General features: G+C 67.3%; 17 protein-coding genes and 1 pseudogene. All 18 read left to right on the forward strand.

All coding sequences use genetic code 11. From position 1 onward, the window contains the following. The first annotated feature begins 26 nt into the window (after window positions 1-26). The 18 genes and pseudogenes from IT182_14465 to IT182_14550 all read left to right on the forward strand — a co-directional run bounded on the left by IT182_14465 (window position 27) and on the right by IT182_14550 (window position 18,710). The gene (locus IT182_14465) at window positions 27-515 is read left to right on the forward strand and encodes a hypothetical protein (protein ID MCC6164551.1); all 489 of its coding nucleotides are present in this window, start codon (window positions 27-29) and stop codon (window positions 513-515) included. Between the two features lie 243 nt (window positions 516-758). Beyond that, the gene (locus IT182_14470; protein MCC6164552.1) at window positions 759-1,412 is read left to right on the forward strand and encodes a hypothetical protein; all 654 of its coding nucleotides are present in this window, start codon (window positions 759-761) and stop codon (window positions 1,410-1,412) included. A 920-nt stretch (window positions 1,413-2,332) separates the two neighbouring features. After that, window positions 2,333-2,413: pseudogene (locus tag IT182_14475) on the forward strand (VPDSG-CTERM sorting domain-containing protein). 152 nt (window positions 2,414-2,565) lie between these two features. Further along, window positions 2,566-3,408, forward strand: coding sequence for a hypothetical protein (locus IT182_14480; protein MCC6164553.1), 843 nt, complete (start codon window positions 2,566-2,568; stop codon window positions 3,406-3,408). A gap of 371 nt (window positions 3,409-3,779) precedes the next feature. Further along, window positions 3,780-4,280, forward strand: coding sequence for a UpxY family transcription antiterminator (locus IT182_14485; GenBank protein ID MCC6164554.1), 501 nt, complete (start codon window positions 3,780-3,782; stop codon window positions 4,278-4,280). A 208-nt stretch (window positions 4,281-4,488) separates the two neighbouring features. Beyond that, a complete protein-coding gene (locus tag IT182_14490) occupies window positions 4,489-5,085 on the forward strand; it encodes a polysaccharide biosynthesis/export family protein (protein ID MCC6164555.1) in 597 nt (198 codons plus the stop codon). 44 nt (window positions 5,086-5,129) lie between these two features. Beyond that, the gene (locus tag IT182_14495) at window positions 5,130-6,692 is read left to right on the forward strand and encodes a hypothetical protein (GenBank protein MCC6164556.1); all 1,563 of its coding nucleotides are present in this window, start codon (window positions 5,130-5,132) and stop codon (window positions 6,690-6,692) included. A gap of 9 nt (window positions 6,693-6,701) precedes the next feature. Continuing rightward, window positions 6,702-8,324 (forward strand): hypothetical protein, encoded by a 1,623-nt coding sequence (locus IT182_14500; protein MCC6164557.1) that lies wholly within the window; start codon window positions 6,702-6,704, stop codon window positions 8,322-8,324. 23 nt (window positions 8,325-8,347) lie between these two features. Next, complete coding sequence (locus IT182_14505; GenBank protein ID MCC6164558.1) at window positions 8,348-9,046, forward strand: CpsD/CapB family tyrosine-protein kinase; 699 nt, start codon at window positions 8,348-8,350, stop codon at window positions 9,044-9,046. 43 nt (window positions 9,047-9,089) lie between these two features. After that, entirely contained in the window at window positions 9,090-9,530 is a 441-nt protein-coding gene (locus tag IT182_14510) for a hypothetical protein (protein ID MCC6164559.1), read from the forward strand. Further along, window positions 9,527-10,642: a sugar transferase gene (locus IT182_14515; GenBank protein ID MCC6164560.1), complete on the forward strand. Its 1,116-nt coding sequence runs from the start codon at window positions 9,527-9,529 to the stop codon at window positions 10,640-10,642. The genes IT182_14510 and IT182_14515 overlap by 4 nt, the downstream gene beginning before the upstream one ends. Further along, window positions 10,642-11,127 (forward strand): N-acetyltransferase, encoded by a 486-nt coding sequence (locus IT182_14520; GenBank protein ID MCC6164561.1) that lies wholly within the window; start codon window positions 10,642-10,644, stop codon window positions 11,125-11,127. The genes IT182_14515 and IT182_14520 overlap by 1 nt, the downstream gene beginning before the upstream one ends. Window positions 11,128-11,214: 87 nt before the next feature. After that, entirely contained in the window at window positions 11,215-12,219 is a 1,005-nt protein-coding gene (locus IT182_14525) for a Gfo/Idh/MocA family oxidoreductase (protein ID MCC6164562.1), read from the forward strand. Window positions 12,220-12,221: 2 nt separating this feature from the next. Then, window positions 12,222-13,592 (forward strand): hypothetical protein, encoded by a 1,371-nt coding sequence (locus IT182_14530; protein MCC6164563.1) that lies wholly within the window; start codon window positions 12,222-12,224, stop codon window positions 13,590-13,592. 10 nt (window positions 13,593-13,602) lie between these two features. Then, window positions 13,603-14,643: a GNAT family N-acetyltransferase gene (locus IT182_14535; protein ID MCC6164564.1), complete on the forward strand. Its 1,041-nt coding sequence runs from the start codon at window positions 13,603-13,605 to the stop codon at window positions 14,641-14,643. Between the two features lie 59 nt (window positions 14,644-14,702). After that, window positions 14,703-15,890: a DegT/DnrJ/EryC1/StrS family aminotransferase gene (locus IT182_14540; protein ID MCC6164565.1), complete on the forward strand. Its 1,188-nt coding sequence runs from the start codon at window positions 14,703-14,705 to the stop codon at window positions 15,888-15,890. Window positions 15,891-15,927: 37 nt separating this feature from the next. Further along, window positions 15,928-17,499: a hypothetical protein gene (locus IT182_14545; protein MCC6164566.1), complete on the forward strand. Its 1,572-nt coding sequence runs from the start codon at window positions 15,928-15,930 to the stop codon at window positions 17,497-17,499. Next, complete coding sequence (locus IT182_14550; GenBank protein ID MCC6164567.1) at window positions 17,496-18,710, forward strand: glycosyltransferase family 4 protein; 1,215 nt, start codon at window positions 17,496-17,498, stop codon at window positions 18,708-18,710. The genes IT182_14545 and IT182_14550 overlap by 4 nt, the downstream gene beginning before the upstream one ends. The last annotated feature ends 2 nt before the right edge of the window (window positions 18,711-18,712 follow it).

Here is an 18,712-nt window from a genome sequence, read left to right on the forward strand (position 1 = left end):
ATAGTCGCCCCACCGAGGAGGCCAACATGGCGCAGGACGAGGGATGGGGGCTGGCGCGCATCAGCAAGCTGGCGCTGATCGTGGGCGTGCTGGCCGGCGGATACGTCACGTGCGTGACGAGCGCCCGCAAGGCGCTCATCGCCGGCAACGAGGCGTCGGCGATCGGGTCGTTGCGCAGCATCGGCACAGCGCAGACCACCTACAGCGCGACCGAGTGTACCGGGCGCTACGCGCCGACGCTGACGAGCCTCGGCGCGAAGGGATTGCTCTCCTCCGACCTGACCGTGGCCGACACGATCGAGAGGGGGGGCTACCGCATCGCGATGTCGGTGCCCGCGCAGCCCACCGCCAGCGGTCAGTCGCCGGCCTGCGCCGACTCGGTGACGGCCTTCACCGCCACGGCCGTCCCGCTGGACCCCGGCACCTCGGGTGTTCGCTACTTCATCACCGACGGTTCGAACGAGGTCAGGCAGGCCACTGACGAGTCGTTCAGCGACGCCGCCCCCGTGCGCTAGCCCTGTGCGCATGGATGGGATGGCCGGCTCTCCGCCCTTTTCGGCCCGCGAGAGGCGTCGACGTCGCTAACCTTTACGGTTGGGCTTCTGACCTCGTGAAGCACCCAGATTTTTCGCAGGAAGCACGCGAGTCGGCGTTGGCCCGATTCTTGATGTTTTACCGCGCGAATCCCTTGGCGGAGGCCGGGGGCGACCAATCGGATGGCGACGCCAGGAAGGTGATTGCCCCCAAGGAGTCTTTCAATGAAGCGGATAGCCCTTCTCGCGCTCGCGTCGCTGCTCGTGGCCTCATCGGCCCGGGCGGATTTCATCTACGCGACCGGTACAGACACAGACAACAACGGACGCGACGACCTGTTCACGGTGGATGGTGTGGCCGCGTACATCGTCACGTCGACGGCGAATGGGTGGCCGGTACTGCCAAACGCCGCCATCACCACAGGCAAGTACATCTCCTGGGCGGCCGATCAGTCGAACGCGACTCAGGGGGGCGTGCTTGGCCACACGTACGAGTACGCGTTCTCCTTCAATTGGGCGGGAGCCGCCACCACCACTACGTTCGATTTCCGGTGGTTGTCCGACGACTACCTCACCGACATCAAACTCAACGAGGCGAGCCTGGGCGTGAACAACATCGGCCAGCCCAGTCCGTGGACTACGTCGTACTCGGCCAGCAGGCAGGGGACCGTCGTGTCCGGCCTCAACACGGTGAAGTTCTTCATCGCCAACACTGGTGGGCAGGCGCCGGGCTACCAGGGCGTCAGCGGTCCGACGGGCCTGGCAGCCGACTTCACGGTCCACGGTGATGCCACGTCCGTTCCCGACGGTGGCCTGACGCTCGCACTCCTCGGCTTCGGCCTCACGAGCCTCGGTGTGCTCCGCCGCCGTATCGGCTGACACCGAACTCGTTCGGAGAACCTTGAACGGCCCGCTTGTCCCTTCCCCGGGGGCAGCGGGCCGTCCGTTTGCGCGGCCTCTTCTGCGCCCACGTCCCTTCCCTGCTCATCCCTCCTCCTTTTTCAGCCACCGCTCGAACGGTTCAGATTTTGCTTCAGATGAGCTTGCCGACGTTGAATTGATGAGCTAAATTGTTGAGTCGGAAGATCTTACCGATCTTTGCTCGCTTCTTCTCCCGCCCGACGATTGATGGCGCAAATCACACGAATCGTGTGTGGCACGCCGTTTGGATTTTACGGCAGGGCATGCGAAACACACATTTCGTCATTCGAGCAATGGTCGGGTTGGCAGTTCTCGGGGTCATGGGGGCAGGGCAGGCCCGCGCTGACAACCTCGTCATCAACGGCAGCTTCGAGGATGGTCTCAATGGCTGGACCATCGGCGGCACGGACGGACAGGGCTTCCCTCCCGTCGCCATCCTCTACGACTCCACGGCGGGGTATCCGACCGGCGCGTTCGGTGAGCCGATCCCCCACAACAACGCCTGGACGCCATCAACGGATCCGGTTGGCGATCACGCGGCGTACTTCGTGTCGGATCTGGGCGAGAACCAGAGTCTCTACCAGACGATCCACATCGCCGAGGCCGGGATCTACCAGATCGGCTTCAGCGCCTACGCGCCGCTGAACGGCTACAACAACGCGGGCGACGCCAGCTTCGTGGGGCGGATCGCAGACGATGAACTGGCCAACTACAACGTCCACGAGAGCATGCCGCAGCAGTGGGTGACGTACTCCGGCGCGCAGTACCTCGACGTCGGTCCGTACCTGGTGGAGTTCGTCTTCAACACCAGCCTGGTCCCGTCGGCCGACGTGGTGATCGATCAGGTATACGTCATCAAGGGCAACCCGCAGCAGCCCGTGCCCGACGGTGGGGCCACGCTCGTCCTGCTCGGCCTCGGCCTCACCGGCCTCGGCCTCGCCCGTCGCCGCCGCGGCTAGCCCGCACCAAGGGCGGCAGGCAATCGCGGCAGTTCGAAGGCCAGGGCTCACCCCCTGGCCTTCGTCGTTTCCCACGCCCCTTCGCCAGGCCAGCCAGCTTGCGGTCTGCGCCCGCCGACGCGGCGTCGGCCCGGTTTACGGTTTCGGCTGACATGGCCCCGATGACCGCATCGTCGCCCGGCTGTGGCGACGACACGGAACACATTCCAGTACAACACTTTACGCAGACTCAGCGGAGTATTGCGAGCCGCCCGCTCAGCCGTTGGCACGGGGCGTGCTTTTACAAGACCACGATGAATATGAACAAGTCTCTCGTGCTCGCGTTCGCCGCAACCATGCTCGTGGGTTCGCTGGCGCACGCCGATGTCATTCTGGTTGCCGGAACAAGTGGTGTCGGCGGTGCCGCGGACTTCAGCAACAAGGTCAACTTCGACGACTTGACGCTCGGAAACGCCGCGCAGTCGACCGGCGGCATCACGGTGAGCTTCACCGGCAACGCCGCGGTGGTCAACGGCTCACAGAGCGGAGTGTACGCTGCACCCTTCCTGTCTGGCGCGAACGGTATCGGGTTTGGTTCGCCTGACCAGTTGCCCGTGCCTGGCCAGGATGCGACGAACTACCTGACCACCGGTACCGGGACGGTGACGCTGTATTTCGGAGGGGCGCTCCAGCACTCGTTTGGCCTGCTCTGGGGCTCGGTTGACAACTACAACACGCTCGAATTCAAGAAGGGCGGCGCTGTCGTCACCTCATTCATTGGTAGCCAGGTGCTGGCCGCTGCCAATGGCAGCCAGCAGGCAGACGGCACCGTGTATGCCAACTTCACGTCTGTGAACGGCTTCGACACCGTGGTTGCCAGGAGCACGTCGAACGCGTTCGAGTTCGACAACGTGTCGTACAGCACGCAGCAGATCTCCGTTCCCGATGGTGGCCTGACGCTCGCGCTGCTCGGCCTCGGCCTCTCCGGCCTCGGCCTGATCCGCCGCCGCTTCTGAGAACACCCTTTCCCTGACGGAAGGCCCGGACACCCGGGCCCATCCCGCTTCGAGGCCCGTTGCCTGTGTTCAGGCAGCGGGCCTCTTTTCGTTTATCCCATTTGTCCGCGTCACTCAGCCGTCACCGGACGAGCTTTTGCGGTGTGGTAAGGTCTTCGACTGCGGAAGATCGCTGCCGTGCCGATTGGATGGCCAGCGTCTTTGCAGGTGTTCGACTCGTGTGCGTGCGCCGGCCTGGTTCCGGTGGGCGCGGATCGCTTCAAGACGCGGCGGTCGCGAGATGGGGGATCAACGCCCCATTTCCAGATGTCCCGGCTTCAGAAATGGGACTGACGGGGCGGTAGCACGGACGAAACTCTCAGAATTGACCCATGCCAGACCTCGCCTGGTTCGCCCTTCGTGTCAAGCCCCGCGCCGAGCGCGTGGTGGCGGACGTGCTCGATGGAAAGGGGTATGAGTACTTCCTTCCCATGCACCGCGAGCGGCGCCGCTGGTCGGACCGCGTCAAGACGGTGGACACGCCGTTGTTCGCCGGGTACCTGTTCTGCCGTTTCGATGTGCAGTTCCGCCTGCCAATCCTGACCTCGCCGGGTGTCCTGCACGTGGTGAGCATCGGAAAGGTCCCGGAGCCGATCCCCGACGAGGAGATCGAGTCGCTGCAGGTGCTGACGCGGTCGGGCCTGACGCTCGAGCCGTGGCCGTTCCTCCAGATCGGGGAACAAGTCCGCATCGTGGCCGGCCCGCTCGCCGGCGCGGCGGGTGTCGTGCAATCGGTGAAGGACCGCGATCGCCTGGTGGTCTCGGTCACATTGCTCCAGCGTTCAGTCGCCGTCGTCGTACCCGAATCGTGTCTATGGCCCGCCAGCGCGTGATCTGAGCAGGCAGCAGGAAGGCCGACGCCGAGGCGCTCGAGCCGACCTTCCAGCACCCTTAACCGAGCAAGACCCAACTGGTCCGTGTGACCAGAAGGGCGAAGCTACCCCTGTCCGGCAGCCTTATTTCTTCTTTGCGAGTGTCATTTTGCTCTCCAAGCTGAACCTTTATCGCCGTCATTTCGGCGTCCGGTTGGTACTTCTGGCGGTGCTCGCCGGAGCGGTGTTCGTCAACGTCTCGGCAGCCGCCCCGGCGCTCGCACAAGCCCCGTCGGCACAACCGGATGCGCCCGCACCGGCAGGGGCCGCAGACCAGGGCAGCTTCGTCATCGGGCCCGAGGACGTGCTCGGGATCCTGGTGTGGCGCGAGGCAGACGTGAGCGGCGACGTCGTGGTACGCGCCGACGGCATGATCACGCTGCCGCTCATCCGCGACGTCCAGGCCGCGGGCCTCACGCCCGCCGCTCTCGCAGACAACATCCAGACCGCGCTGCGCGACTTCATCACCGACGCATCCGTCACCGTCGTCGTACGCACGATGAACAGCCGCAAGGTGTTCATCACCGGCGAAGTCGCACGGCCGGGCGCGTATCCGCTCGGGTCCACCACCACGGTGATGCAACTCATCGCACTGGCCGGCGGCGTGGGCGAGTTCGCCAACGCCAACGCGATCTCCGTCCTGCGCGTCGAGAACGGCAGGACGCGGACGTTCCCGTTCGCCTACAAGGACATCACCAGGGGTCGCAAGATGGAGCAGAACATCACGCTGCTGCCCGGCGACACGGTCGTGGTGCCCGCGAAGTAGCCCTCGCACGCACGCAACAGTCGTAAGCAACCCCTGACCCGTCAGTGACAGCTCATCTCGTTCGCGCCGCGTGCCTGGTACTGGCCATCGCCGTCCCGGTTGCGGACGCACGGCAGGCACCCGCCACGCCGCAGCCCGAACAGCCCGCACCGGCGCCACAGCCGCCCGCCACGGGCACGCAGCCCGCGCAGGCCGAACCGGCACCGCCACCGCGCGAAGGCCGGCAGCCGCGCACGTCGCGCCGGTCGCGTCGCGACAAGCCCGCGCCGCCGCGCCGCGAGATCAGCGACACGAACGCGCCGCGCAGCGGCGGGCCCGTTCGCGAAACGGTCACGTTCACGGGAAACATCCAGGCGGGGTACGACGACAACCTCACCGCCGGTCTGGGCAGCGGCGTCGGGATCTCGCCGCGCGCGATGGCCAGCGGCAACACGGGCAGCGCCGACGCATCGCTGGCGTACGTGCGCGGCAACACCTATCACCAGTTGAACCTCGGCACGTCGGGCAGCGTGATGGTCTATCCCGGCTATCTCGACGGCCCGGCGGCCGGCGCCTCGGCCAACATCGGCGGCCGCACCGCGCCGAGCCGCCGCGTCACGCTCAGCGGCGACGCCCGTCTCGGCTACGAGCCCTTCTTCAACGCGTTCAACCCCGGCTCGGCGGGCACGCCACTTCCGCCTGACGTCACGCCGGCCACGCCGGCGACAGGCATCTTCGAGCGTCGCACGCTGACGTCGCGGGCCGGCGCGACCATGGAGACACACCTCGGCCGCCGCGATTCGCTGTCGTTCTCTTACACGTTCGGCAGGCAGTCGTTCCTGGACGATGACACGGGCACCGACGAAGAGACACCGCGCGTGGCCTGGTTCGGCGACAGCACCACCCATACCGCGGGAGCCTCGTTCGCCCACACGGTGAGCGCGGGACTGCGGACGCGCGTCGACTACAGCCGCGCGCAGACGTCGTACGACGGCACGGCGCGCGACGGCTCCCGCCGTGAATCGCGATCGATGCGAACCCAGCGCCTGGAAGGCGGGCTCGACGTGGAGCACGGCGTCGATCGCGGCAGGCGTCTCGTGCGCTGGAACGTGACGGGCGGTGCGGCGTACGTCCAAGCGCAGACGTTTGCCGAGCGCGCGCCGTACGCCGCATGGCTGCCTGTCGGCAGTGCGAGCCTCACGGTGCCGCTCTCGGACAACACCGCCTTCGAGGCCACGTATCGCCGTGAGACGAACCTCCTCCAGGGCGTCACCGATGATGTCTACGCCACGGACACGGTGTCCGCCAACGTGACGATGGCGCTCGGCGCGCGTACCAGCCTCGCGCTCCACACCACGTACGCGAACTGGCAGACGCCGACAGCGGCGGGCGAATCGATGGGACTCGACGTCTACGGCGCCGGCGCGCAACTGCGCGTGCTCCTCTCGCAGTCGGTGGGGATCACGGCCAGCTACGGGTATTACAAACACACGTTCTCGAATCCCGCGGCGTTGCCGGCGGGCTTCCCCTCGGAATACGGCAGAAACTCCGTTCGAGTGGGACTCACATTCATGCTGCCGCTCAAGCGACCGCCGGCTCCACGCGCGGCGCGCGCGGCAATGCCGTAGTCCATCCTCATGCTTCCAGGACGACAACTCTCGCCTCACGCGGTCCTGTTCCTGCTGCGCCGCTGGCGGTGGCTCCTCATCGCCCCGACGCTGCTCGGCATGATCGGCGGGCTCCTCTACTCGCGCTGGGCGCCGAGCCTCTATCGCTCCGACGCGCTCATCCAGATCGTCCCGCAGCGCGTGCCGGAAAGCTACGTCAACGCCACTGTCACCGAGCGCGTGGAAGACAGGCTGCGTGCCATCGGGCAGCAGGTGCTGAGCCGCACGCAACTCGAGAAGCTGATCACCGACTTCTCGCTGTTCCCCGAGGAGCGCGCGAGCAAGCCGCTCGAAGACGTGGTCGAGTTGATGCGCACGCGCATCTCCATCGCACCGGTCGTGGAGCGCAACGCGTCGGCGCGGCGCAACGAGTCGGAGGCCTTCCGCGTGTCGTTCGACTACGAGGACGCCGGCACCACGCAGAAGGTGGTGGAGAAGCTCGCCAGCTTCTTCATCGACACGAACGCGCGTGAGCGCGGCACGCAGGCCGACCAGACGAGCGCGTTCCTCGAAGCGCAGATGAACGATGCGCGCACGCGCCTCGAGCAGCAGGAGCAGCGCCTCAAGACCTTCCGCGAACGCAACGCCGGCAGCCTGCCCACGCAGACGCAGGCCAACATGCAGGCGATCCAGAACGCGCAGATGTCGCTCCAGGCCATGGTGGAGTCGCTCGCGCGCGACACCGACAGGAAGCTGATCCTCGAACGGCTCTACAACGAGTCGACCGCCGAGGCGCAGGCCCCGCAGGACGGTGCCGTGGCACCGGACCCCGCGTCCGGCGCGCTGCCCGTCGATGCCACTCCCGCGCGTCGTCTCGAAGCGGCACGACAGACGCTCGCGCAGATGGAGCTCCGGTTGAGCGACAAACATCCCGACATCACGCGCATGCGGCGCGCGATCGAGGAGCTCGAGAAGCAGGTGGAGACCGCCTCGCTCCAGCGTCCCGTGTCGCCCGACGGCGCCATCGCGGATCGCCCCGTGTCTCCCGAGGAGGCTCGCCGGCGCGACAAGCTGCGCGAGCAGCGCGCCGAGATCGAGAGCCTCAACAGGCAGATTGCCTTCAAGACCACCGAGGAGCAGCGGATGCGCGCGCTCGTCGCGAGCTACCAGTCCCGTCTCGAAGCCGTGCCCGGCGTGGAGTCGGAATGGGTGGCCCTCACGCGCGACTACGACACGCTGCAGGCCACGTATCGCGATCTGCTCGCCAAGAGCGAGAGCTCGAAGATGGCGGCCAGCCTCGAACAGCGACAGATCGGCGAACAGTTCCGCATCCTCGACTCGCCGCGCGTCCCGGAGCGTCCGTTCAGCCCGAACCGCGGCCGCATCAACGCGATGGCCACCGCCGGCGGCCTGGCGGTGGGGCTCGGCCTGGTGGCCCTCATGTTCCTTCGCGACTCGACGATGCGCTCCGAGTCGGACGTCATCGGCGCCATCGACATCCCCGTGCTGGTGACAGTGCCGTACGTGACGAGCGCCGAAGACATCGCCAGCCGGAGACGAGGTCGCTTGGTCGAAGTCTTCGCCGGCGCGACGACCCTGGCGGCGATTGCCGGGCTCGCCTGGGTGTTGCAGTTGTGGAGATACGTACTGTGAATGCGCCAACGAGGACCGTGCCCGTGCGATTCGACGCCGGTACCGCCGAGCGTCTCGTCGCCTCGACGCACGCCACCCCAGCCCTGCTCGAACAGTTCCGCAACCTGGCGGCGCTGCTCGACCGCACGCAGCGCGAGCGCGTGCTGCGCAGCCTGGTGATCACGTCGCCCGCACCGGGCGACGGCAAGAGCCACGTGGCCACGAACCTCGCGCTCACGTTGAGCGATTCATACAGGCGCAAGGTCCTGCTCGTCGACGCCGACCTGCGCCGGCCGACGCTGCACACGCTGTTCCGCATCCCGCCGAGCGCGCAGGGTCTCGCCGAGGCCCTCGCCGCCGAAGAGGAGCAGTTGCCAGACGGCGTGCGTGTGACAGAGCAGCTCACGGTCATCCCCGGCGGCCGCCCCAATCCGAATCCCGTCGGCGATCTGGCGTCGGGCCGGCTGTCGCGCCTGATCGCGAAGGCCGTGTCGCGCTACGACTGGGTGCTGATCGACACGCCGCCCGCCGCCGGCCTGGCCGACGCGCGCATCGTGAGTGAAGCGGCGGACGCCACGCTCGTCGTGGTGCGCGCCGGCGTCACGCGGTTCCCCGACCTGTCGGACGCCGTGCAGGCGCTCGGCGCGGAACGCGTGCTGGGCGTGGTGCTCAACGCCGCGGACCCGTCCGAGATTCGCGGCGACGACTACTACGGTGCCTACTACAACGCCGGCGCGCGGTGACGGGCCGTCGCCGAATGGACCGACCCACGCGGGACTGACAGTCATGGCCGTGCAACCCAGACCGAGACCCATCCGCGTCCTCGATGCCGCCACCGGCAGCGGCGAGTACGACGAGGAGACGTTCCGCTACTTCCTCGCCATCGAGCAGGCGCGGTCGGCGCGCGCGTGTCAGCCGATCCGGTTGCTGCTGGCCACCGTGGAGTCGGACTCCGGCGAATCGGACGCCTTCCCATCGTCAACGGCCGAGCGGCTGTTCGACGCCATGCGTGGCGTGTTGCGAGATACGGACGTGGTCGGCTGGTACCAGCAGGATCGCATCGCCGCGGCGGTACTGACGGCGTTGCCCGCGATCGACGAGAGCAAGATCGCGCAACTCGAGAAACGCGTGACCGAAGAACTCCTGCGCCGGCTGCCCTCGTCGGTGGCGGCCAGCTTGAGGTTGCGTGTGGTTCACCGCGACATCGCGGAGCGGGGTACGGCATGAACGCAACGGTACTCACCTTCACCGGAGTGCCTGCCGCGACGATCGCGGCGCGGCGGCGCCGGACGCGCGACGTTTACGTGCTGGGCGAGACGCTCTTTGTCGACGCGGTGCAGCGAGAGCGGCGGCGCGCCGACCGCACGGCCACGCCGTTCGCGGTGCTCGTGCTCGACATGACGCACACGCGCGGCTCCGCCCCGTGGCCGTCGGTGCTTCGTGCGGCGGCGGCCGTGCGTCGCGACGTGGACGCGGTGGGCTGGCTCGAAGCCGATGCCGTCCTGGGCATCCTGCTGCCGGACGTCACCTTGACGTGCGCCATGCGCGTCATGCGCCACCTGCGTCGTCACCTGTCGCAGCACCTGGGTGAGGCGGCGTCCGGCGTCGTCTCGATGCGCCTGTACATCCACGGACTCGAGCTCGACGCGGAAGGTCCGGCGCTGCCTCCCGTCGATCTGTTGCTCGACGCGTTCGCGCCCGAACGGGCGCATGTGGCGAGCGCCGCCGCCAAGCGCGCACTGGACGTGGTGGGCAGTGCCGCCCTGCTGCTCCTGTTCTCGCCCGTGATGCTGGTGGCGTGGGCGCTCGTGAAGTGGACGTCGAAGGGCCCCGCGCTCTTCCGCCAGTCGCGCATCGGCAGGCGTGGCGAGCCGTTCACGATGCTGAAGTTCCGCAGCATGCGCGTGGATGCCGGTCATGCCGTCCACGACGACTACGTCACCTGGTTCATCACCGCCAGCGGCAAGGAGCCGCGCAAGGATGGCGTCGTCTACAAGCTCACCAACGATCCGCGGATCACGCCGGTGGGCAACGTGCTGCGCAAGACGAGCCTCGACGAACTGCCGCAGTTCTTCAACGTGCTGCGGGGAGAGATGTCGCTCGTGGGCCCGCGCCCGCCGCTGCCGTCGGAGGTGGACATGTACCAGCCCTGGCACCGCCGCCGCGTGCTCGAAGCCAAGCCCGGGATCACGGGGCTCTGGCAGGTCAACGGCCGCAGCCGCACCACGTTCGACGAGATGGTACGCATGGACCTGCAGTACGCGCGCACGCGCACGCTGTGGGGCGACCTGAAGATCCTCGCCGCCACGCCGTTCGCGATGGTGAAGGGGGCCGCCTGATGGAGCAGTCGCCGTATCTCGCGATTGCACCTGACGTGAAGCTGGGCAAGGACGTCAGGCTCTCGAAGTTCATCAACCTGTACGGCTGCGCGATCGGCGACGAGACGAAGATCGGGGCCTGCGTCGAGATCCAGAAGGGCGTCACCGTCGGCAGGCGCTGCAAGATCTCGAGCCACACGTTCATCTGCGAAGGCGTGACCATCGAGGACAACGTCTTCATCGGGCACGGCGTGACGTTCACCAACGACGTCTTCCCTCGCGCCACGACAGCCGACGGCGAGCTCCAGACGGAAGCCGACTGGACGGTGGAGCCGACGCTGGTGAAGCGCGGGGCTTCCATCGGCTCCGGCGTCACCGTCCTGCCGCGCCTCACCATCGGCGAGGACGCCATCGTCGGCGCCGGCAGCGTGGTCACGAGAGACGTCCCCCCCCGCACGATCGTGGCCGGCAACCCCGCCCGCATCCTGCGCCCCATCGACCCGTAAGGTGTAGCCGTCGGACTTGTCCGACGGTCAGTGATCTCCGCCCGCCGGATGAAATCCGGCGGCTGCATCGATACCGCAAAGAACACAATGATTCGCATAGGCGTGATTGGCTACGGCTACTGGGGCCCCAACATCGTGCGCAACCTCGTGGGCCTCGACGGCTGCGAGGTGGTGTCGGTCTGCGACAGCAACCCGAAGGCTCTCGCCCGGGTGCAGAAGCTGTATCCGGCCATCCGCGTCACCACCGATTCGGCCGACGTGATCGCCGACGCGACCATCGACGCCGTGGCGATCATCACCCCCGTGTGGACGCACTACGAGCTCGCGAAGGCCGCGCTCCTCCAGGGCAAGCACGTGTTCGTGGAGAAGCCCTTCACGACGACGTCCGAGCAGGCCGAAGAGCTCATCGCGATCGCGGATCGGAGAAACCTCCGCATCATGGTGGACCACACGTTCCTCTTCACGGGCGCCGTGCGGAAGATCAAGGAACTGGTGGACGCCGGTGCGCTCGGCCCGCTGCTCTACTTCGACTCGTCGCGCATTAACCTCGGACTCTTCCAGCACGACGTCAGCGTGATCTGGGACCTCGCCCCGCACGACCTCTCGATCATGGATCACCTGATCGGGAAGGACCCCGAAGCCGTGGTCGCCACGGGCAGCACGCACTTCGGCCAGCACGCGGACATCGCATTCGTCACCGTGTACTTTCCCGACAACGTCATCGCGCACGTCAACGTCAACTGGCTCTCGCCGGTGAAGGTGCGCACGACCATGATCGGGGGGCGCGACAAGATGCTGGTGTGGGACGACGTCGAAGTGGACGAGAAGCTGAAGATCTACGACAAGGGCGTCACGGTGACCGGCGCCGAAGGAATCCACAACCTGCTCGTGAGTTACCGCTCCGGCGACGTGTGGTCGCCGAAGGTGCCGCAGACCGAGGCGCTCACGGCGGAACTCGGCTACTTCCTCGAATGCATCGGCAACGGTGCCACGCCGTTCAACGACGGCGTCGCCGGCCTGCGCGTGGTACGCCTGCTCGAAGCGGCGGACCGCTCACTCGACGCGCAAGGCAGGGTCGTGGCCCTGGCCTGATCGTGCATCCGCTGGTCGAATACTTCCGCTGTCCCGAGACGCATGCCGCCTTCCGCGCGGCAGGCGATCTTCCCTCCGCCGCCGGGTATTTCAGGTTCGGCGATGCCATCGCGTATGGCAGGCAGAAGGCGGGATCGGCGTCGGCCACGCCGACGGGCGCGTTGACGGACGTGGGCGCGGCGATCGGGCAGGCGTCCGATCTGGCGGCGGCACCGTTGGACATCGCGGAAGTGGTGGCGAACCTGCGGCACGAGCTGTATCCGGAAGCGCAGCGTGCGATCCGCGACGTGTCGTCGCCGAGCGCGATCCGCGCGTTGTACTACCTGTTCCGGCCGCTGATGCCGGTGGCCTTCCGCAAGCACCTCCAGCGGCTGCACTGGCAGGGTTGGCGCAACACGCCCTTCCCGCGGTGGCCCGTGGAGACCGCGGTGGACGCGGTGATGCGCGAGGCGGTGCGCCTCTCGCTCGCGCACGGTGCGGTGAACGACTTCCCGTTCATCTGGTTCTGGCCCGACGGCGCACCGGGCTGCGCGATGATGACGCACGACGTCGAGGGCATCGCGGGAACGGCGTTCTGCGATCGGCTCATGGACGTTGATGCGCGATACGGCATCCCGTCTTCGTTCCAGGTGGTGCCGGACCCGCCGCCCAATCGTGGATCGCGCGAGGCGACGCGCGCGCTGGTCGAGCGTCTCCGGTCGCGCGGCTTCGAGGTCAACGTCCACGACCTCACGCACGATGGCGGTCTCTTCAAGGAGCGTGAGCGCTTCCTGAAGCACGCGGCCACCATCAACGCGCGGGGCCGCGAGTTCGGGAGCCGCGGGTTCAGGTCTGGCGCGATGTATCGCCGGCAGGACTGGTTGGCGAAGCTGGACATCGCCTACGACATGTCTGTGCCGAACGTGGCGCATCTCGAACCCCAGCGTGGCGGCTGCTGCACGGTGATGCCCTACTTCAACGGGCACGTGCTCGAACTGCCGCTGACGATGGCGCAGGACTACACGGTGTTCCACGTGCTCGACGACTATTCGACGCGGTTGTGGGACGAGCAGCTCGATCTCGTGCTCGCCCAGCATGGGCTCGCGTCGTTCATCGCGCACCCCGACTACCTGACGGCGCCGCGCGCGCTCGCCGTGTACGAGCAGTTGCTGGCGCGGCTCACGCAGTTGCGCGAGGAGCAGGGTCTGTGGATCGCCCCGCCCGCCGGCGTCGACCAATGGTGGCGACAGCGGCAGGGGATGACGCTCGTCTCCGACGGCAACGGGTGGCGCGTACGCGGCCCCGGCAGCGACAGGGCCCGCGTGGCGCACGCCCGGCTCGAGGAGCACGGCCGCGTGGTGTACGACGTGGAGCGCGCCCGCCGCGCCGCATGACGCAGGCCGCATGACGAGCGTCCACGTGATGGATCCACTGGACGACCCGCGCTGGGCGGCGTTCATCGAGCATCATCCGCGTGCAACGGTCTTCCATTCACCCGCGTGGCTTCGTGCGCTGCGCGACACATACGGATACGAACCGTTCGTGCTGACGACAACCGGAGATGGTGCACTCGACGATGGCCTCGTGGCGTGCCGCGTGCGCACCTGGTGGGCGAAACGCCTCGTGGCCCTGCCGTTCTCCGATCACTGCGATCCGCTCGTGCGGAAGGACGGGGATGCCGAGGCGCTGTACGCGGGACTGCGTCGGCGGATGGAAGACGGCCAGTGGCGCAGCGCCGAGGCGAGGCCGTTGACAGTGGCGTGCGGCTGGCCCGCCGCCTCGTCGTACGCGATCCACGCGCTCGACCTGTCGCGCCCGCTGGACCGGGTCTTCGCGGGCTTCCACGCGTCGAGCACGCGCCGCGCGATTCGTCGTGCGGAACGGGAAGCGCTGTCTTACGAGAGCGGCAGGTCCGACGCGCTCATCGCCACGTTCTTCGGCCTCCTCCGCCTCACCCGTCGTCGTCACGGCGTGCCGCCGCAGCCGATCGCGTGGTTCCGCGCGCTCGCGCACAGGTGCGCCGACGCGTTCACCGTCCACGTGGCGCGCAAGGCGGGCAGGGCGATCGCCGCGATCGTCACGCTGCGCTTCGCACGCACGCTGGTCTACAAGTACGGCGGATCCGACGCCCGCGATCACGCGCTGGGCGGCATGCCGTTCCTCTTCTGGCGCGTGATCCAGCAGGCCCACGCCGACGGCATCGAGACTCTGGACCTCGGTCGATCGAACTTCGATCAGCCAGGCCTCATCGCCTTCAAGAACCACCTCGGCGCAGAGCAGAAAGTGCTGACGTACCACCGGATTCCGGGCACGGGGCACCGGGCACCGGGCACCGTCACGAAAGACGCGAGCCTTCTGGCGAGAGCCGCTCGTGCAACTCTGGTTCGCCTGCCGGACCCACTGTTCGACATGTCTGGCCGAGTACTGTACCGCCACCTCGGCTGATCTTTCTCCTTTTCCGTAGGTCGTAGCCACGCGCTTCTGCCCCTGAGCCGTAAGCCCTCATGTCCACACCCGTTCCGTTCCTCGATCTGATCACCCCCCACCGCGAACTGGAAGACGAGCTCGTCGACTCGTTCCGCCAGGCCCTCCGCTCCGCCGCCTTCATCGGCGGCGCGCAGGTGGAGGCGTTCGAACGCGAGTTCGCCGAGTTCTGCGGCAGCAGATACTGTGTGGGCGTGGCCAACGGCACCGACGCCGTGCGCTTCGCGCTGATGGGCGCGGGCGTGGGGAAGGGCGACGCGGTGGTCACCGTGTCGCACACATTCATCGCGACGACGGAAGCGATCAGCCAGGCGGGCGCCGAGACCGAGTTCGTGGACATCGACGCGCGCACGTACGGCATGAGTCCCGACGCACTCGAGGCGTACCTCGCCGCGTGCGCCACGGACGCGGCCACCGGCCGTCCGGTCGGCCAGCGCACAGGGAAGCCGATTCGCGCCGTGGTGCCTGTCCATCTCTACGGCCAGGTGGTGGACATCGAGGCGATCCAGGCGATCGCCGAGCGCTACGGTCTCATCGTTGTGGAAGACGCCGCGCAGGCGCAGGGCGCCGCGCGTCGCATGAGCGACGGCACGTGGCGCCGCGCCGGCTCGTTCGGCAGGGCCGCCGCGTTCAGCTTCTACCCGGGCAAGAACCTCGGCGCGTGCGGCGAAGCGGGCGCGGTGACCACAGACGATGCCGACGTGGCCGCAACGATCCGCATGCTGCGCGAGCACGGCCAGGCGCAGAAGTACTACCACGACCTCGAAGGCTGGAACGGCCGCCTCGACGCGATCCAGGCCGGCTTCCTCCGCATCAAGCTGCGGCGCCTTGCGGCCTGGAACGACCAGCGCCGCGAATCCGCCGCGCGCTACGCCGAGCTCCTCGCCGGCGTCCCGGACATCACGCTGCCGTACGAACCCGACGACAGCCGCGGCATCTATCACCTCTACGTGATCCGCCACCCCCACCGCGACGCGCTCGCCGAGCACCTCAAGGCACAGGGCGTACACACGGGCCTCCACTACCCGCTGCCTGTCCACCTGCAGAAGTGCTATCGCGAGTGGGGTTACGCGGAAGGCGCGCTGCCCGTGACGGAAAAGGCCGCGAAGGAGATCCTGTCGCTGCCGATGTTCCCGGGGCTGACGAGCGCGCAGCAGGAAAGAGTGGCAGGCGCTCTGGCAGCCACCGGAGTTGCAGCGACCCTTTGACCTACCGATGATAGGAGTCGCAGCCGAGTCGCACGAAATGCCTGCTGTGCGCGAGTTCTTCGAGCTGTTCAAGACACCATGGGAGCCGGCGGTGCCCGGTCGTGCCTACCCCGTGGTTCTCGCAACGGGGGAAGCCGCACCGACCGGCGCGCGCCTTGTTCTGCAGTTCGGCGGCCGTGTGCTGCCCATGGACACACGTCTGGGCGTGCCAGCGATCGTGTGCGACGGGCCGCGTGACATCGAACTCGCGGCCTCGCGCGCCGTCCTGTATGGACGTTCCTGCCGTTTCGATCCCTCGCGAGAGAGTGCCGCCGCAACGTCGGAGCATGGACTTTCCTACATCACGCGACTGGATGGCACTGTCTGCGAGCGCATTGGCTACGACCTCTTCGGCGAGGTCAGCCATCTGCTTGCCCGCGGCCAGCCGGTAGAGCGCGCCGGATTGCCTGCTCTCGATCTGCACATTGATCATCTGCGCACGAGGCTTCGCGCACACGGCCTGTCTTTTGTCGAAGTACCGCCGCATCCGGCGGGGTATCCGTTCATCTGCTGTCTCACGCACGACATCGATTTTGCGGGCATTCGACGCCACGGTTTCGATCGCACCGTTGGAGGGTTCATCGCACGCGGAACTGTCGGGAGCGTGCGCGACGTGTTCACGGGTCGTCGGACGATGGCGGAAGCGGGAAGGAACATGAGGTCGGTCGCCTCGCTGCCGTTCGTCCATTGCGGAGCCTCGCAGGATCCATGGCGGCCGTTCGAGGCCTATCGTCACCGGGATGCGCCACGGCGCGCGACCTACTTTGTCGTGCCTCGTCGCGATCATGCGGGTCAATCACCGGATGGCAAGCCACGGCCCACGCGCGCAGTGCGATACGAAGCCGCCGACGTCTCGCGCGAACTCGTGACGTGTACCGAGGCCGGACACGAAGTGGCGCTGCACGGCCTCGACGCGTGGCAGGGCCACGCGCAGGCGATGACCGAGCGTCAGCGGGTGGAGTCAGCGTCGCAGTCACCTGTGTCTGGCGTACGCATGCACTGGTTGTACTTCGACGCGGAGTCGCCGGCGCATCTCGATGTCGCGGGTTTCTCCTACGACTCGACGTGCGGGTACAACGAGACCGTCGGATATCGGGCGGGCACCGCGCAAGCGTTCACGCCGCCTGGATGTGCGTCGCTCCTCGAGCTGCCCCTTCACGTGATGGATACGGCGCTCTTCTACCCGGATCGCCTGGGTCTCGCGCAGGACGAGGGGGTTGCCAGGTGCCTTCCGATGGTGTCGCGCGCAGCACAAGAGGGCGGAACGGTCGTTGTCAATTGGCACGATCGCAGTCTGGTTCCCGAACGGTTGTGGACGCGCGCGTATGACGCGCTGCTGTCGGAACTGGATGGCCACCAACCGTGGTACGCGACAGCTCGCGACGCCGCGGCGTGGTTCCGCAAACGCCGCGGCGTCTCATTCGCAAGGCGCGCGGACGATTCAATCAGCGTTGACCCCGGTGCGGGAGAAGACCCGGTGCCAGGGCTGTTGGTCGCCGTCGATACGCCATCGGGCCGCGCGAGCAGTGATTTGACGTCGGCACATGGCATCGGGATATCGCTGTCGTGACAGGTCCGACGCCGACCGTTGCGATGGTGGTGTACACGCTGTATGTGACGGACGCTCGCGTCCGCCGAGAAGCGGAGACGCTGGCAGCCGCTGGATTCAGGGTGGTGTGCTTCTGCAATCGCGCCGGGGCGGAACCCCGTCGCTACGAACTGGCAGGCGTGGAGGTGTGCGAACTCGACGTGCCGAAGTACCGCGGCAAGAGCGGACTTGCCTACGCCGCGTCGTACGGCCGCTTTCTGGCCGCGGCGTCCGTCGCGTGCGCACGTCTTGGACGACGCGAACGACTGGACGTCGTCCATTGTCACAACCTTCCCGATCTGCTCACGTTTGCTGGTCTCGTCCCGCGCTGGCGCGGATCGAAGGTCATCCTCGATATCCACGACTCCATTCCCGAGACGTTTTCCAGCAAGTTCTCCGGCAGTGCCTGGCGCTGGTGGCTGCTGTGCCTCGAAGAACGGCTGGGGATGTTCCCGGCGCATCGCGTCATCTGCGTGAACCATCCGCAGAGGGATGCGCTGGTGTCTCGCGGCCTTCGGGAAGACAAGGCGTTCGTGTCGATGAACGTGCCCGATCCTCGGATCTTCACGAGGGTCGAGGGCACACACTCGAGCGAGCGTGACACATTCAACCTCGTCTATCACGGCACGATGGCCGAGCGCCTTGGCGTGGACCTGGTGATTCGTGCCGTGCACACGCTGCGCACCCGAGTACCCGGCCTGAAGCTCCACCTGTGGGGAGGCGGTGACGATCTCGAGGCGTTCTCGCGTCTGGCCTCCCACCTGGGTGTAGACGACCGAGTGGAGTTCAAGCCACAGGGCTATCGACTCGAGGAGTTGCCAGGCAGGCTTGCCGCCATGGATGTGGGTGTCGTCGGGAACCGGCGTTCCCCTGCCGGTGAACTCATGCTGCCGGTCAAGCTGCTCGAGTACACGGCACTCGGCATTCCCGCCGTCGTGCCGCGGTTGCGCACCATCGAGCACTACTTCTCGCCGGACATGGTGTCGTACTTCGAACCCGAGGACGTCGGGTCCATGGCTGATGCGATCGAGCGGCTGCACGCGGATGTCACTCGTCGTACGACGCAGGCCGCCGCCGCGAGGACGATACTCGATCGATACGGTTGGGACCGGCAGGGCCCGGCTCTTGTGTCCTTCTATGAAGACCTCGTCGGTGGTGCTTCACCGGCTGCTACTCGCGTGGTGCAATCGTGACG

Source organism: Acidobacteriota bacterium (genome assembly GCA_020845575.1).
In the GTDB taxonomy this organism is placed as follows: domain Bacteria; phylum Acidobacteriota; class Vicinamibacteria; order Vicinamibacterales; family Vicinamibacteraceae; genus Luteitalea.